12 protein-coding genes and 1 tRNA gene are annotated in these 16,343 nt (G+C 58.3%); 9 read left to right on the top strand and 4 right to left on the bottom strand.

Going from position 1 to position 16,343, the window contains the following annotated elements:
• Positions 1-149: 149 nt before the first annotated feature.
• The gene (locus IMCC20628_RS14355; RefSeq protein WP_047030780.1) at positions 150-1,265 is read right to left on the bottom strand and encodes a hypothetical protein; all 1,116 of its coding nucleotides are present in this window, start codon (positions 1,263-1,265) and stop codon (positions 150-152) included.
• Between the two features lie 169 nt (positions 1,266-1,434).
• Between IMCC20628_RS14355 and IMCC20628_RS14360 the strand changes: the two genes are divergently transcribed.
• The 4 genes from IMCC20628_RS14360 (at position 1,435) to IMCC20628_RS14375 (ending at position 7,148) form a co-directional block, all read left to right on the top strand.
• Positions 1,435-2,625 carry an NAD(P)/FAD-dependent oxidoreductase gene (locus tag IMCC20628_RS14360; protein WP_047030781.1) on the top strand — a complete coding sequence of 397 codons (1,191 nt, stop codon included), beginning with the start codon at positions 1,435-1,437 and terminating at the stop codon, positions 2,623-2,625.
• 31 nt (positions 2,626-2,656) lie between these two features.
• Positions 2,657-3,547, top strand: a complete 891-nt coding sequence (locus IMCC20628_RS14365; protein ID WP_197078484.1) for an NAD(P)-dependent oxidoreductase — start codon at positions 2,657-2,659, stop codon at positions 3,545-3,547.
• Positions 3,548-3,603: 56 nt separating this feature from the next.
• On the top strand, positions 3,604-4,314 hold the full coding sequence (locus tag IMCC20628_RS14370) for an SDR family NAD(P)-dependent oxidoreductase (RefSeq protein ID WP_047030783.1): 711 nt from the start codon (positions 3,604-3,606) through the stop codon (positions 4,312-4,314).
• A gap of 155 nt (positions 4,315-4,469) precedes the next feature.
• Positions 4,470-7,148 carry an EAL domain-containing protein gene (locus tag IMCC20628_RS14375; RefSeq protein ID WP_156174522.1) on the top strand — a complete coding sequence of 893 codons (2,679 nt, stop codon included), beginning with the start codon at positions 4,470-4,472 and terminating at the stop codon, positions 7,146-7,148.
• Between the two features lie 59 nt (positions 7,149-7,207).
• On the opposite strand, the gene proB is transcribed toward IMCC20628_RS14375, so the two are convergent.
• Positions 7,208-8,368, bottom strand: a complete 1,161-nt coding sequence (gene proB / locus IMCC20628_RS14380) for a glutamate 5-kinase (RefSeq protein ID WP_047030784.1) — start codon at positions 8,366-8,368, stop codon at positions 7,208-7,210.
• Between the two features lie 270 nt (positions 8,369-8,638).
• Here proB and proC point away from each other — a divergent pair, with 270 nt between their 5' ends.
• On the top strand, positions 8,639-9,418 hold the full coding sequence (gene proC, locus IMCC20628_RS14385) for a pyrroline-5-carboxylate reductase (RefSeq protein ID WP_047030785.1): 780 nt from the start codon (positions 8,639-8,641) through the stop codon (positions 9,416-9,418).
• A gap of 46 nt (positions 9,419-9,464) precedes the next feature.
• Positions 9,465-10,736 carry a glutamate-5-semialdehyde dehydrogenase gene (locus tag IMCC20628_RS14390; RefSeq protein WP_197078304.1) on the top strand — a complete coding sequence of 424 codons (1,272 nt, stop codon included), beginning with the start codon at positions 9,465-9,467 and terminating at the stop codon, positions 10,734-10,736.
• Between the two features lie 44 nt (positions 10,737-10,780).
• On the opposite strand, the gene IMCC20628_RS14395 is transcribed toward IMCC20628_RS14390, so the two are convergent.
• Positions 10,781-12,217, bottom strand: a complete 1,437-nt coding sequence (locus tag IMCC20628_RS14395; RefSeq protein WP_047030787.1) for a DUF6880 family protein — start codon at positions 12,215-12,217, stop codon at positions 10,781-10,783.
• A gap of 291 nt (positions 12,218-12,508) precedes the next feature.
• Here IMCC20628_RS14395 and IMCC20628_RS14400 point away from each other — a divergent pair.
• Positions 12,509-12,585, top strand: a tRNA-Arg gene (locus IMCC20628_RS14400).
• Between the two features lie 234 nt (positions 12,586-12,819).
• On the opposite strand, the gene IMCC20628_RS14405 is transcribed toward IMCC20628_RS14400, so the two are convergent.
• Positions 12,820-13,617 carry a helix-turn-helix transcriptional regulator gene (locus IMCC20628_RS14405; protein WP_052766438.1) on the bottom strand — a complete coding sequence of 266 codons (798 nt, stop codon included), beginning with the start codon at positions 13,615-13,617 and terminating at the stop codon, positions 12,820-12,822.
• Between the two features lie 140 nt (positions 13,618-13,757).
• On the opposite strand from IMCC20628_RS14405, the gene IMCC20628_RS14410 reads away from it, so the two are divergent.
• Together IMCC20628_RS14410 and IMCC20628_RS14415 are read left to right on the top strand one after the other, a co-directional pair.
• Positions 13,758-15,083: a glutamine synthetase gene (locus IMCC20628_RS14410; protein WP_047030788.1), complete on the top strand. Its 1,326-nt coding sequence runs from the start codon at positions 13,758-13,760 to the stop codon at positions 15,081-15,083.
• A gap of 42 nt (positions 15,084-15,125) precedes the next feature.
• Positions 15,126-16,277 (top strand): PotD/PotF family extracellular solute-binding protein, encoded by a 1,152-nt coding sequence (locus IMCC20628_RS14415; protein WP_047030789.1) that lies wholly within the window; start codon positions 15,126-15,128, stop codon positions 16,275-16,277.
• Positions 16,278-16,343 lie beyond the last annotated feature (66 nt).

A 16,343-nucleotide genomic window follows, 5' to 3' on the forward strand; every position in this document is an offset into this window, starting at 1 on the left:
GACCCCGAGCATTCGGGGCCAGACCAATGCTTGCCGCGTTCAAATGGATTCGTTTGAACGCGGCAAGCATGAAATAAAAGTCCTCCAGCGTTCTCTGCGCATCCAATTAGATGCGCGACGCTGCAGGCTCTCGCTGCAGCGTCAAGCTTTCAGCCTGAAGCGCAACCGGACCTTCGCTGAAGGAATTCCGGGGCATAATTCAGAGCGCGTATGCCGCCACACTCGAAACCCAAGATCAAACTGTCCTTGTCAGGGCTTACAGACGTGAGCTTGCTCTCTCCCTGAATGGCGGCGCAGGCGCCAATCACCTGACGAACAACAATGCTCCGGCCCCCGCCCAACTCAAACGCAGTCGGAGCGCCCGCGCGGGTGAATTCATTTTCTTTACAGGAATTCGAATGACCGAGCGGCGAAGCCCGGGCATCCTCGATGCCCAGAACGCCGGTGTGGAGGCCGGACCAAGGCGCATAATTCCGTCCGCCATTGCTCATCCACATCATCGTGACAGGCAGATTTTCCGGACATTTGAGAACGATGATCCGGTCTTGCTCCGCCTTACGGCTGACGACGCTCCACCCCAGTGATTGTTCGGGCGCTTCAACCAGAGTGACAAAATCCTCGTGACTGTCGCCGGGCGGATAGTGCGTCAGGTCGGCAACGCCCCCGCCAGCCAGCGGAAAAGCGGTCAGATCGGTCGTCTGGGCAGGATAGGCAAGAAGCGACCTTCCCCGCGATGGATCGGGCTCCAGCGGATCCGCCGGCGTGAGCGCACGCGTCTTGGGCGAAAACGCAAGGTCGCCGCCATCTTGCATATGCACCATCACATGATGTGCTGCGGAAACGGCCCCTTCGCCGCCGGTGAACCGGTGCTCCTGATAAATGAATGGATGGCCGGCGATCAACGTGATGATCTTTTCCACCTTGGCACCCATTACGGTACGCTGCAGTTGAAACACGATGGTGGTCCGATCATCATGAGCGTTGGTCTCCATGTAATCCCATTCGCTGTTGGCGGGCCAACCATGAGATGGCGCATCCTCGATGTCATTCCGGCCAAACGGCGCACAGAAAAAATCGCCCGACAGGCGCTGCACATTCGGCGCAGTTCCAACCGGAAACGTGACGGCGGGATCGTCCACCCAGGGCGCGCGATGCAGCGGGGTCAAGATTCGGGCACCGTCACGGATCGTCAAACCGGCAATATGCCCGACGCTGGCGTCGATGCTCAGCGAGACGGGGTCAGAATCAAAGCTATGAATGGTCATGGGCAAATCCAACGAGAGCGCGGACAACATTCCTACAGGCGGAGCCGCGGCGATGGCAACAGCGGCGATTGGGTTGATATGCGGGGTTTGTTGCGCCCCTCCATTCTGGTATTGCCTGCGGTCTCAAGGCGGCGGGCGTGATCCGTCCACCCGTTGATCCGGAGCCCATATGTCAGCAGTGAACAAAACCGATGTGGTGATCCTAGGCGCTGGCGCCGCTGGCATGATGTGCGCCATTGAAGCTGCACGACGAGGTAAAAGCGTCACTGTGATTGATCACGCCCGCGCACCAGGCGAGAAAATCCGGATTTCCGGTGGCGGGCGCTGCAATTTCACCAATATGCACTGCACTCCGGCCAATTTCCTGTCGGCCAACCGGCATTTTGCCATCTCGGCGCTCAAATCCTTCACCCAGCATGATTTCATCGACCGGGTGAAAGCCCGCGGCATCGCCTTTCACGAAAAGGCTCTGGGCCAATTGTTCTGTGACGGATCAGCCCGCGAGATCATCGCAATGCTGACCGATGACATGCGTGACGCCGGGGTGCGGCTGGAACTGGCGACGGATATTTCCGATGTCAGTCAGTCCGAAGCAGGCTTCGAGACCCGCACCAGCGCAGGGATCTGGCATTCCACCTCGCTGGTCGTCGCGACCGGCGGCAAATCGATCCCGAAAATGGGCGCCACCGGACTTGGCTATGACATCGCCCGGCAATTCGGACATCAGATCACTGAGACCCGCGCCGGACTGGTGCCCTTCACTTGGGCTTCCAACATGCATGACAGCTGGGGTGCGCTGTCCGGCGTCTCACTGGATGTCCATGCGGCCTGCAACGGCGCGGGATTTGACGAAGCCATGCTGTTTACCCATCGCGGGCTGTCCGGCCCGGCCATGCTGCAGGTATCATCCTACTGGCGCGAGGGTGACGCCGTGGCGATAGATCTCGCACCCCAGATCGATCTGGCCTCCCATTTCAAAGCCGAGCGCAGCGCGCGCCCGAAAACATCAATCTGGACCGCATTGGCTGACGTTTTGCCCAAGCGGCTGGCCCAACAACTCGGAAGCGAGGCTGGCTCAGCACCATCAAAACTGGCTGACTTGAGCAATGCCGCAATTGAAGAGATAGTGGCTGGCATCAGGAATTTTCGCATCGTGCCGGGCGGCACAGAAGGTTATCGCACCGCCGAAGTTACGCTGGGGGGCGTTGAAACGGCTCAGATCAACCAGAAAACCATGGAAAGCCAATTGGTACCGGGGCTGCATTTCATTGGCGAAGTGATGGATGTCACCGGCCATCTTGGTGGGCACAATTTTCAATGGGCATGGTCTTCCGGTGCTGCCGCAGGACGCAGCGTCTGAGCTTTGGCTCAAGCGAATTCCAAAAGAGGAGATAGCAATGCGTGTATTGTTTACTGGTGGATCCGGCAAGGCCGGACGGCATGTCGTTCCCTATCTGGTTGATCAGGGTCATCGTGTGGTCAATGTCGATCTGACACCGCTAAATCATCCGGGCGTCGACAATCTGACCGCCGACATCACCGATTCCGGACAGATGTTCAATGTCATGTCCAGCTACGCCAATTTCGATGAGTTGGAACCCGGAACTGGCGTTCCAAAGTTTGATGCGGTGGTCCATTTCGCTGCCGTGCCACGTATTCTCATACGGCCAGACAATGAGACCTTCAGGATCAACACCGTGGGCACCTACAATGTGATCGAAGCGGCGGTGAAGCTCGGCATCAAGAAGATCATCATCGCCTCGTCGGAAACCACCTATGGGGTCTGTTTCGCCGATGGCGAGGTCAGCCCTGAATCCCTGCCGGTGGAAGAGGACATGGACGTCAATCCGATGGATTCCTACGGCATGTCGAAGGTCGTCAATGAGCAGACCGCGCGCAGCTTCCAGCGCCGCTCAGGGTTCGACATCTACGCGCTTCGCATCGGCAATGTGATGGAGCCGGATGAGTATGACCGGTTTCCCGGATTCTTCGCCAACCCCGAAGTGCGCCGCCGCAACATTTTCTGCTACATCGACGCACGCGATCTTGGCCAGATCGTTGATCGGTGCCTGACAACCGACGGGCTGGGATATCAGATCTTCAATGCCGGTAACGACACCAATTCCGTCGATATACCGACAGCGGAGATTGCTGAGAGGTTCTTTCCCGGCGTTCCCTTCAGCCGCGAGATGGGCGAGCATGAAGCGCTGTATTCAAACCGCAAGATCCGCGACATGCTGGGCTTTGCCGAAGAGCATGACTGGCGCAAGCATGTGAAATAACGGCTGGTGGATTATGGCGCGACACGGCATTCAAGCCTGATCGTCAGTGTTTGAAAATGGAGGGTGAGATGGCGCGATCAATTGCACTTGTCGTCGGGGTGGGAGACGGATTGTCCGCCTCGGTGGCGCGGCAGCTTCATTCGGCAGGCCATGAACTGGTGCTTGCCGCCCGCAACACCGGCAAAATCGCCAGCTTGGCCAATCAACTGGGCGCACGCACGGTGGCATGCGATGCGTCCGATCCGGGAGAGGTCGATGCGTTGATGGCCTCTATTGACGGGCCGCTGCGGGTTTGCGTCTACAATCCGTCTTACCGCCAACGCGGGCCGCTTGTGGATCTCGACCCGATCGAAGTGGAGCGTTCAATCAGGGTGACCGCCTTCGGCTCCTTTCTGGTTGGTCAGTCCGCGGCCCGAAAAATGCTCGATCAGGATGAAGAGGCAGGCGTGCGCGGCACCATTTTGTTTACCGGCGCGTCCGCGGGGGTAAAGGGCTTCCCGCAGTCCGCTCCCTTCGCGATGGGGAAGTTTGCCCAGCGCGGACTAGCGCAATCGATGGCCCGCGAACTGCATCCGCAGGGTATCCACGTCGCCTGGATCAACATCGATGGCGCGATCCGCAATCCCGGACGGACAGAACCGTCCGACAAGCCGCAATCGATGCTTGATCCGGATGAAATTGCCAAAAGCTATATCGCTCTAGTTGAGCAAAACCGCAGCGCATGGTCGGACGAATTGACACTTAGACCGTGGGTCGAGCACTTCTGACCAAGGCTCCGCACGCAAGTTTCAGGCTACCCAACCCGTGCTAATGACTGTTTTAGCCAATTCTTATTGATTGTCGGCTAATTCTTCTGCCCAACTTGGATCGCGCGGGACAGTGGAAACGCTCTGCAAGCGGTGCGATTTTGTCGGAGACAGAGATGCTGAAGAATGCCATGAAATCTCTGGGGCACGGGCATTTCCTCCTGCGCCCGAGCTTTTTGGCTGCAGGCATTGCGCTGGCAGTGACTCTGGCCACAGGCATTTTCGCCGAGCATCAGAACCGTGTTGTCTACACTCAAGCCCTCCGCGCCGACGTAAGCGAGCAGCTCAGTCTGATCCGAGCAAAGCTAGAAGGCAACATCAGCAGCAACATCCAGTTGGCCCGCGGGCTGGTGTCTGTCATTGCCAGCCAACCCGACATGGATCAACGGCAATTCAGCAAGATCGCCTCAGGGCTTGTTGGCGATCACTCACAATTGCGCAGCGTTGCCGGAGCACCTGGTCTGGTGATCAGCCTGATGTATCCGGTCGAGGGCAACGAGAAAGCTATCGGACTGGATTACCGGACAAACGAAGCGCAACGCGAGGCAGCGATGCGCGCAGTCGACTCCGAAAAACTGGTGCTGGCAGGCCCTGTGAAGCTGCTGCAGGGCGGAGAAGGCTTTATCGGCCGGTTCCCGGTTTTCATCGACGATGGCGACGGCGCCAAACATTTGTGGGGTCTCGTATCGGCAGTCGTTGATGTGGACCGGCTTTATGCCGCGAGCGGGCTTTTTTCGTTAAACATGCCGATCGAGATTTCAATTTCCGGAAAGGACGAAACCGGAAGCGAGGGCCCGGTTTTCTTCGGAAAACCGGGGATTTTTAACAACAATCCGGTCTTGTCCGAGGTATCGCTGCCAAGCGGCAGCTGGCAGCTTGCCGCAATTCCCGCCGGCGGCTGGTCCCGCACTCCCGACAATGCCTGGACATTCAGAGCGCTGATTTTGCTCGCCGGATTGCTGGTGGTGACACCCATCTCGATTGCCGGGTACCTCTATGACCAGCGTCGGACAAGCATCCACAGGCTCAAGCGCAACCAGATCGACATGCAAAGGCTGTCTCATCGACTGACCCTTGCCTTGAACACTTCGAAAATAGGCGTGTGGGAGTTCAACCCCTCGACTTCCGAACTGACCTGGGATGAGCGGATGCGGGAGCTCTACACAAATGAGGCAAATCCGGTCAGACTTGGCGGAACTTTGCATGTTGACGACTGGGCACTGAAGCTTCACCCGGACGACCGGGCAAAGGCTGAAGCAGAGTTCAAAAAGGTGCTCGTCACCGGTGGCAGCTATACGTCCGAATTCCGTGTGCTCAATTCCAACGGAATCACACGCTGGATCCGGTCGATTGGCGCGGTCCAGCACGATTTCGACGGTCGCCGCTATATCGTCGGGGTGAACTGGGATGTTTCCGCCGATGTCGAACTCAAGACGCGGTTGCTGGCCGCCAAGCAGAATGCCGAATTGAGAAACAGTCAACTCGAGGACGCTCGCGCACAGATGGAGCGCAACTCGCTGCATGACAGCCTTACCGGCTTGCCCAATCGGCGCTTCATCGACGAACGTCTTCTCAACAACAGTGGCGGGCAGACGGTGACAGCCATGCTGCATATCGACCTTGATCGCTTCAAGCAGATAAATGACACATTGGGACATGCGGCCGGCGACGCCATGCTGGTTCATGCGGCGTCCGTGCTGAAGTCGAATACACGTATCGGCGACATCATCGCCCGAGTTGGTGGAGACGAATTTGTCATTGCCACCACGTCGGAAATCAGCGACGCGCAATTGGCCTCTCTCGCGGACCGCATCATCATACAAATGCGCCAGCCGGTTCCCTATGAAAACCATGAATGCCGGTTCGGGGTCAGCATCGGCATCGCCACGGTTGATCAAAATGACGATCCTTGCGGCAAACGCTTGCTGATAGATGCCGACATTGCACTCTACCGGGCCAAGAACAACGGTCGCAACCGCTTCGAGTTCTTCACGGCCTCGCTGAAAGCTGAAATCATTCGCACCAAGCGGGTTGCCGATGATATCCTTTGCGGCCTCGATCGCATGGAATTCATACCTTTCTTCCAACCGCAGTTCGACGCCAGAACGCTGGATGTCGTGGGTGTCGAGGCACTGGCGCGGTGGAACCACCCGACCGAAGGCCTGCTTGCACCCGACGCCTTCCTCAAGACCGCAAGCGAGTTGAACGTCGTGCCGATCATTGATCGGTCCATCCTTGAGCAAACGCTTTGGCAATCGACTCGCTGGAAAGCAGCCGGCATCTCGATCCCGAAGATGTCGGTCAACGTTTCCGCCGGCCGTCTTTTCGAGGCTGATCTGATCGACAGCCTCGACGGCCTTGCGATCGAAAACGGGACGCTCTCGTTCGAATTGCTCGAATCCATTTTCCTGGATGACCAGAACGAGACAATCGTCGCCAATATCGAACGACTGAAGGCCATGGGAATCGACATTGAGATCGACGATTTCGGCACAGGTTTTGCGTCAATCGTCAGCCTCATCCAGGTGCGCCCGACGCGGCTGAAGATCGACCGTCAGCTGATATCGCCGATTGTCGAGTCTGACAGCCAGCGTCGCCTGGTTGCCTCGATTATCGAGATCGGCCAATCACTTGGGATCAAGGTGATCGCGGAAGGCGTGGAAACCATGCAACATGCGGCTGTTCTGCGCGACCTGGGCTGCGATACGCTTCAGGGCTTTGCCCTGGCCCGGCCGATGTCGTCGGAGGAACTGATGGAATTTGTTCGCGCTGAAAATTGGCGTCAGGTGGCGTAAGGGCAGAGCCTGACATTGCACACTCCACCCCCCTTCCCCTGCTGGGCAGCAGGCAGAATTTACGCGGGTATGACGATTTTCTGATCGTCATCCAGGGCATCATGCGGGAGATGGTTGTCTTCGAGAACCAGAATATTCTCGGCGCCGATGATATCACTCTTGGTCTTGTAACCGATCAAATCCATGACAGGCATATCAAGATGGCGCGCCATCAGCATTGTTTCCTCGGAGGAGAAGTTGGTCAGGCCGCGGGCGACTTCGTCCCCATCTTCGTTGTAGACGTGCAGCACATCGCCCTTGGTGAAATCACCCTGAATTGAAATCACGTCGCTTCGCGTGATTCCGCAGTTGCCCGCTATCACGGAGGCGGCCACTTCGTTGGAAACGACCAGCGTGCCAGCGACCTGCAACCGGTTGGAGAGCCAGACCTTGAGCGGCGATGCCGTTTCGCCGGTAACGAGACACCGGGTGTAACGGCGCTCGTTATTGAGGACAGAGGAAACGGGCCGTTCGATGATCCCATCCGCGATGATTGTCTCAACACCTGCATTCTGCGCCATATTGGCGGCCTGCATCTTGGTCAACATACCGCCACTGCCCAAAGCGCTGATGCCTGTGGTCGACTCCAGGTGCTCGCTGACATCTTCGATTTCCGCGATGAATACGGCGTCGGGGTCTGATGGATCGCGGTCGAACAGGCCCTCGACGCTGGTCAGAATGACGAGGAGATCGGCCTCGACCATCTGAGCTACCTTGGCAGACAGCCGGTCGTTGTCGCCAACCCGCAGGTCGCGTGTCGCGATGGAATCATTTTCATTGATGATCGGCATGATGCCGTTTTCGAGCAACCGCAGCATGGTGTTCTTGATGTTGAGGAACCTGCGCCGTTCTTCCATGTCCTCGACCGTCACCAGCATTTGGGCGACATCCATGTCATGCTCCGAGGCAACCTGCCGGTAGGCATTCATCAACAGTGGCTGGCCACAGGCGGCCGCCGCCTGCTTGTCCAGAATACCCGCATCCTCGGGTCGCTTGCCGATCATGTTCAACCCCAGCGCCACCGATCCCGATGAGGTCAGAATAATGTCGTGTCCTTCTTTCTGCAGCTGCGCCAGGTCGCTCAGCAGACCGTTCATGAAGGCATAGCGCAGGGTCAGTTTATCGCTGTTGGCCAGCAGGCTGGATCCGATCTTGACGACGATCTTCTTTTTCTTCAGCAACTCAAGTCTCCGATATCGTTTTGTTTTTTAAGGCAAAAATGCGAACGGTTTGCGTTTTTCAACGCCAACCTGTAGCACTGCCCTCTTTGATGCATGGGTGCTCTATAGCACGCACACGAGATGTGAATGCAAACAGCTCGCCGCTGCGCACCGCCCCAAGAGGTGCGTCACAGGCGCCAGATGACGAAATAAGAGCCGGGGGATTCGACCTGAACGCGCTGCCTTGCAGCGCGATATCTGACGAGTCCGCCAAAGCAAAGGATGACGAAGATGAACATACTTCTGATTGGATGCGGCAAGATGGGCGGCGCCATGCTGCGCCAATGGGCCACCAATGACGCCAACAAATTTACCGTCGCCGACCCTGCCGCCACCGGCCTGCCCGACACGGTCACCCACGTGACCGACGCGGCGGACGTGCCCGTCGGGGCGTTTAATGTGGTGCTGATCGCGATCAAGCCGCAGATGATCGTGGATGTCCTGCCAAACTACGCCCATGCGCTCAAACCGGGCGGTTGCTTCGTCTCGATTGCCGCCGGCTGCAGTGTCGCCACCGTTGCAAAGGCTGTGGGCGACGTGGCGATCATCCGTCTCATGCCCAATCTGGCCGCGATGGTCGGACTTGGCGTTTCCGGGCTTTATGCCAACAGCGCCTGTACCGAACGGCAGATAGCGGACGTGACCGCGCTGATCGCCGAGACAGGAAGCTGTGTGCGGCTGGCAAGCGAGGACGAGATCGACCGCCTGACCGCCGTCAGCGGCAGCGGTCCGGGCTATGTTTTCGAGCTGATGCGCAGCTATGTCGAAGCAGCCCAATCCGTGGGCTTTGATCAGGCAACATCGCGGACCCTGGTTTTTGATACCATCTGCGGCGCGGTTGAAACGGCACGCCAGTCGGACGCCACGCTCGAAGAGCTGCGCGATTCCGTGACCAGCAAGAACGGCACCACGCAGGCCGGACTGGCTGAATTGATGCGCGATGGTCAGCTTCACCAGCTGTTTGAAAACACCGTGCAGGCCGCCTATCGCCGCGCTGCCGAACTGAAATAGATAGCGGCGTTTCGACCGCCGCCCTGGAGACACTGGAATGAACGACATGAGCACAGATACAGAAAAAATGGACGTCGCAACTCTGGTGGCCGATCTTGGCCAGCGCGCCAAAGCCGCATCGCGCGAGCTCGCCTTGGCCAACGCCGAACAGCGCAACCTGGCGCTGACCGAGGCCGCCAGAGCGCTGCGCGCCCGCGCGACCGAGATCCTGCAAGCCAATGCGAAAGACCTCGACAGCATTCGGGATAGCGGAAAGGACGCGGCCTTCATCGACCGGCTGACGCTGACTGCCGACCGCGTTGCCGCAATGGCCGACGCTGTTGACGCGATTGCCGGCCAGGACGATCCGCTGGGCCGCATACTGGCGACGTTCAATCGGCCTAATGGCCTCAAGATTGACCGTATCAGCGTGCCTATCGGCGTCATCGCCATGATCTATGAATCCCGCCCGAATGTCGGGTCTGACGCAGGTGCGCTGTGCGTGAAGTCCGGCAATGCCGTCATTTTGCGTGGCGGCTCGGAAAGCCTGCACTCGTCGCGCGTCATCGTCTCCTGCCTGGCTGAGGGTCTGAAGGCCGCCGGCCTGCCCGAGGACGCCGTGCAACTGGTCGACACCCGCGACCGGGAAGCCGTGAAACTGCTGCTGCACTGCATCGACTGTGTCGATCTTGTCATCCCGCGCGGCGGACGCGGGCTGGTGTCACTTGTGCAGAAGGAAGCCCAGGTACCGACCCTGTTGCATCTGGACGGCAACAACCACAGCTATGTTCACGAGAGCGCCGATCTCGAAAAAGCCGTTGGCATTGTGGCCAATGCCAAGATGCGCAGAACCGGGATCTGCGGCGCCACCGAATGCGTGGTGATCGACCGCAAGATCGCAGCCCAGCTGCTACCACGTCTGGCAGAGGCGCTTGGCGATTGCGAATTGCGCGGCGATGCAGAGGCACGGGCAATCATGCCGGAAATCACCTCTGCAACCGATGCGGATTGGGACACCGAATATCTCAGCAACATCATCTCGGTGAAGATCGTCGGCGGCTTGCAGGAGGCAATCGGCTTCGTGCAGGCGCATTCCTCGGGGCATACCGACGCGATCATCGCAGAAGACATGGCAGCGGTGAGAGCCTTCATGACGGCGGTGGATTCCGCCGTGGTGATGCACAATGCCTCGACCCAGTTTTCAGATGGCGGCGAGTTCGGCATGGGCGCGGAAATCGGCATCGCAACCGGCAAGATGCATGCGCGCGGGCCTGTCGGAGCAGAGCAACTGACCAGTTTCAAATATTTCGTCTTCGGCAACGGGCAGCAGCGTCCCTGAAGACCGGGGAGAGGAGCAACAAGCTCCTCTGCCGGGTGGGCTGTCTAGTCGATATATTTCCAGAAGCCGTGCTTCCTGCCGTGCCTGTATCTGAGCCTGGAAAGATAGGCGTCGTGGGGTTTGCCATTGCCGAAATCATCAATATGGGGAGCAAGCGCCAGGCATTCGCCGACATGCCGCGCCGCATGCCTGTAGCGGCTGGATCGGGCGCGATCGAGCGTGAAGTCGATCATCGACCGCAACAAAATGGTGGCCGCCAGCGGATGCTTGACTTGCAGGGCCTCGGCGGCCGTCGTCATCAATTCATACAGGTCACCATTGAGCTCGGTCTGCCGCGCGGTGACGAGCCTGGCTGCCTGATCGAGTGACGGCCAGTGCAAGAAGAAAGCGAGCGCCAGGTTAGCGTCGGGGAAAGCCTGGGCGTAGGTGAACGCCTTTTCCTCGGCCTCCATGTCATCGAAGTCCGGCAGACGGCGCAGGAAATCCCGCAGATGCTGGTCGTTCAGCGTTTGCTCGAAGCACATCCATCGATAGGCCTGCGCCTCCTTGCCACGCTCCAGAGCCTCGAGCGTTTCGACGCGGGCCAGGTGCCACTCGAAAGGCACGTCGCGCCGGGCCTGCGTATCCGCTTCATCCAGGGCCATCAGCGCCTCTTCTGCCCGGCCTGCGGCAAGCAGACGATTGGCGATATCCGCCGCGATCAACGGCACCTTGCGCGTGGTCTTGGGTTGCTGAGCGATATAGGCATCAACATCGCCAAGTGCATCGGCGATTTGCTCCAGGGCAATGCGGGCGGTCAAGTTCCCATCGGTGCGGTAGATCTCGTCCTCGTGAACCGGACCTTTGCTGCTCCGCCCGATGACGTGCCGATCCTGCTCAACTGAGTTTTCCTGTGGCTCTTCGGATGACGCCACAAACAAAGTCCTCAGCTGTTCCAGCCCATCCTCGCCAAGCGCAGGCACCATCGCCGTGATCAGCCGGTCATATTGGCCATGATCATTGCCCTGTACGGCGACGAAGATCTTGTCGGCAAGCGCATCGCCATCGATACCGGCCAGTTTGGCGATGGCGCCGGCATCGATGCAGGCCTGATGGAATATTTCCATCAGGGTGCCGCTGGAATCGTCTGACCGGGCAAAGATGGAATCACCCAAAGCGAGGAACTGCCAGATTAGCTCGAAAGCTTCCGCCGGATCTTCGGGGGCAAGAGTATCGACGATCGCCATCCGCTGCGTCTCGAGATCCTTCTTCAACGTCCTCACCTTGCGCCATTTGATGATGCTGCGGGCACGGGCAATGCTGACAAGCCTTTTGCGAATTTCACGCGCGACCTCGGCGCTGCCCTGGCTTCCGGCAAGCTCGAGACGCAATCGCCTTTTGCTAGCTGCACTCCCGGTGCTGATCTCAATCAGGAGCTCAGCAAGACGAGGCGCGCCGAGTGTCTCAAGGTTTTTTGCGTTCAATGTCTTTTTCGGTGCCATGGGATGCCTGTAGAACTTCGTCATTTCAAATTGAACGCGCTATTCACGAACTGCATGCTGATTCTGAATAACTGAACAAGTCAACGCAACGAGAACGACAACCGACACACCACCGGCACGCCCGTCAGGGTTCGAAGCTCTTACTGGCGCTTGGAGAGAGCAGTACCAACTCGATGATTATTGCATTGATGCGCCGCGCATGATGAGCTAGAAGACCGCTTGTCAGCTGCTTCGCGGCGGTGAATTCAAACCGGATTTCCGGATTGACCCCGCCCGCCAGGCGCCACGGATGCACCCGTAGCTCAGCTGGATAGAGTGCTGCCCTCCGAAGGCAGAGGTCACAGGTTCGAATCCTGTCGGGTGCGCCACTTATTTCAACGAGTTATGAATTTTTTTGGCTTTTCTCGCGTTTGCAGAAGAAACCGCATAGTAACCCCCGTCCCGAGATTCACCGGCGATCAGACATCACCCATATCGTCGTCAAACACCCGAACCAGTGACATCAATTTTCCCGTCACCCGTTTGACAATCGTCTTGTTTCGCCAGTCTCTGGCAGTGACCGAGCCACCCAACATTCGTTTCTCCTTGCCGCTCGGGTGTATTCACTGTCCCGAAAGTTGCAATATGAACATTGCAAACAATTCCGATTGACTGGAAACATCGAGCTTTTGGTAGATGTGCTTGCGGTGGTTTTTCACGGTCCCCTCGGCGATGTTGAGACGTCGGGAAATCGACCCACTGGAGTGTCCACGCAGGACAAGGGCGGAGATCTCGATTTCGCGTGGTGTCAGGATGCCATCGGTCATCCGATTGAGCGTTTCATCAATCGGATCACGCGACACCTCGGTCTCCTCACCGGCGGACGTGCTGGCCGAAGCGCTCTGGTTCCAGTGCCGCTTTGCCAACGTCTGGATCACCGGCTCTGCAGCCCTGATTGAGGCAAGGTCACGGCGGCCGAACGCCGGGGCGTCGACCGGCCGGGTGAAGCTGATGACGACGCCGGTCCAACCGGCGGGCCGGCAAACAATGCCGACTTCGTCACGTATCCCTGTTAGCCCATAATGCCGCCTGTAATATTCAGAATTCTGGAACCGGTCGGGCGCCATATCGCGGAGCCGCAGCACGCCCTTGGTGCCTTGATCTGTTGCTGCGCTGAAAAACGGGTCCAGAAGATACGGACCGGACACATAGGCGCCAACCACGGTTTGAGCCCGTTCCGGATCCATGTTGTGATGAAGGCAGACTGGCTTTTCCGACCCCAGATACGCAAACACCATCAGGATGTCGAAGTCGATTATGCTCGCAAGTGCCGCTTCGATTCGGTGTGGGAAATTATCTGATCCAACCGCGCCGATCGCCTCTGCAATAGCTCCGTTCCACGCGGCAAATTTTCGGTGCAATTGACACCATTCCCTTCTGTTGCGTGCCAAACGGAGCACAATTTTGTTTGGCCTACTGTCCCCATAGGGCTATTCCCTTGCCCGGAAGGCAGCCCTAGTCTCGGCATATTGTAAAGAGAGCCACCCCGAGATCAAGCCACATGCCCGATAGTTTGCAAACCGCACTTCAAGAGATCAATGCCCGATCGGTTCACGTCGGCATGGTCGATCCTGAAGCTGAGTTTCGCGACAAGCTGATAACCGCGGACAAGGCAGTGAAACTCGGGCAGGCTGGCTATCCGTTCTGTGAGGTTCTCTATTTCTGGGACATTGCCGAGAAGGCTTACAGGGATGGCGCCTTTATCGATCGTCCGGCGAAAATCTTCGCCGATAGCGTACGAAAATACCCGTTTGCCGAAAACTCCGCCCTGTGCCTCGCCGATTTCACCGGCGAGTTCGGCAAGCGCTCGCCACGCAATGTCTGCATGGCGTTGCTCGCCGAGGCGGCCGACATGGGCTTTGACGTCTATTCTGCCTTCGAGTTCGAATTCTTCGTCTTTGACGAGACGCCGGAAAGCCTGCGGGCCAAGAATTTTCGCGATCTTACCCATTTTGCTCCGGGCAACCGCACTTATTCACTGCAGACCTCTGCGCTTCACGGCGAGTTGCTTGAGGGACTCGATGAAACCATGACGACCATGGGCATTGGGCTGGATGCCATTCACACCGAGCTTGGACCCGGCTGCTTCGAGGCACCCTTGACCTATGCAAAGGGCATGAAGTCGCCTGACGACGCCATGCTCTTCAAGAATTTTGCCAAGGCCTATTTCTCCCGCAACGACCTGACGGCGAGCTTCATGTCTAAGCTCTCTCCGGCACTTTCCGGCCAGTCCGGTCACTTGCACGTTTCCCTGCGCGACAGTCAGGGCAATCCGGTCTTTTCGGATCCTGATGCACCCGATGGTTTGAGCCGCACGGCCAGACATTTTATCGGCGGACTTGTGCAGCTGATGCCGGAGCTGCTGGCCATGTGCGCCTCCACGGTCAATGCCTACAAGCGATTGGTGCCGGGAGCCTGGGCGCCGACCTCGTCCAACTGGGGCGTTCAAAACCGCACTGCCGCAGTCCGCGTCATCAACGATGTACCGGAAGCCACGCGGCTTGAATTTCGTGTTCCTTCGGCGGACACCAATCCCTATCTGGCCTTGGCACTTTGCCTCGGCGCGGGTCTGCACGGCATCCGCAACGGCATCGAGCCTGCCGCCGGCAGTGACGAGAATTTCTATGCAGCAAAACCAGCCGCCGAAACCGCCTTTCCGCGCGATCTCGGCGAAGCAGCGGCGCGGCTCGACCGCAGCGCCGTGGCCCGCGACATCTTCGGGGCCGACTTCGTCGACTGGTTCGTGGCAGCCCGGCAGTTCGAATATGCCGAATATCAGAAGCATGTGAGTGAATGGGAGATCAGACGCTATCTCGGCGTAGTCTGAGTATCCCCAATCTTGATGTTTGACGACAGGAAGGAACACAAAATGAAAAAAGGAACAGCGGACATGAGCAATCAACTCAATGACATGAAGCGCCGTTCGGTGCTCAAGGGCATGGGCGGCATGGGGCTGGCCGCTGCCGGCGCCGGATTCTTCGGAACACCACGCGGCGCATCGGCTGCCGAAAGCCTCAACTACATGTGCTGGGAGGGCTACAATTCGCCATCCATCCTCGAGCCGTTCCAAAAGACCAAGGACGCGACCATTGCGATCGATCTGATCACCGACTCGGCCGGGGGCTTCGCCAAGCTCGCTGCTGGCGCTTCGCGCGATTTCGATCTCGTATCTTCCGATAGCCCCTGGATCCAGCGCATGGGACCTGCCGGCTTCTGCCGCTTCATTGATGACGCCGATTTCGCCGAGCAATATGCCGATTTCTATCCGCAGTTTCGCGCGCCGTTCGAGCCATTGCAGTTCGAAGGCAAGGCGACCGGTCTTCCAACCCGCTGGGGCTGGGTCGGACCGACGGTCAATACCAAGTTCGACAAGCTGGAAGCATGGTCGAGCTATGCACCGGTTTTCGACAGCGCCTACAAGGACAAGATCTGCCTGCTCGATTGGGGCGACTGGCCGATCATGCCGCTGGTTCTGTATGCCGGTATCAATCCTTATGAGGAACTCGATGAAGCTGCCCTCGGCGAGGTCCGCAAGGTTCTCCGTGCGGCGTTCAAGAACACCCGCGCCATCGTCGGTGACCTCGCGGTGGCCCAGAAAGGCCTGCTTGACGGATCGTTCCGGGCCCTGATCGGTGGCGGCACCTATTGCACCTCCTCCCTGCGGCTCAAGGGCCACGATTATATCCACTCGATCGTACCTGAGCCGAAAGACGGCCTCAAACAGGGCATCATCTGGATGGAAGCCACCGGCCTCATCGACAATGGCACCAACTCAGAGGTCGCTGCCGACTTCCTGAAATATATCGTCTCGCCGGAAGTTGCCAAGCAGTTGGCAATTACCGAGGCAACCTGCAATCTGGTGCCGAACCAGAAGGCGGAAGCGCTGTTCTCCGAAGAGGAAAAGAAGGCGTTGCAGATGGACTACATGTGGACGGCCTGGGAAAACAGCCAGTTCCACACAGTCGCGCCGAACATCGACGACATGCTGGCAATCTGGCAGGAAGAACTCGCTGCCCGCTGATCCGGTCAAAATTCAAACCATCCCGTCCGCTTTCGAGCGGGCGGGGCAGATGACGATAATCCCAAG

This window comes from Hoeflea sp. IMCC20628 (genome assembly GCF_001011155.1).
GTDB lineage: Bacteria > Pseudomonadota > Alphaproteobacteria > Rhizobiales > Rhizobiaceae > Hoeflea.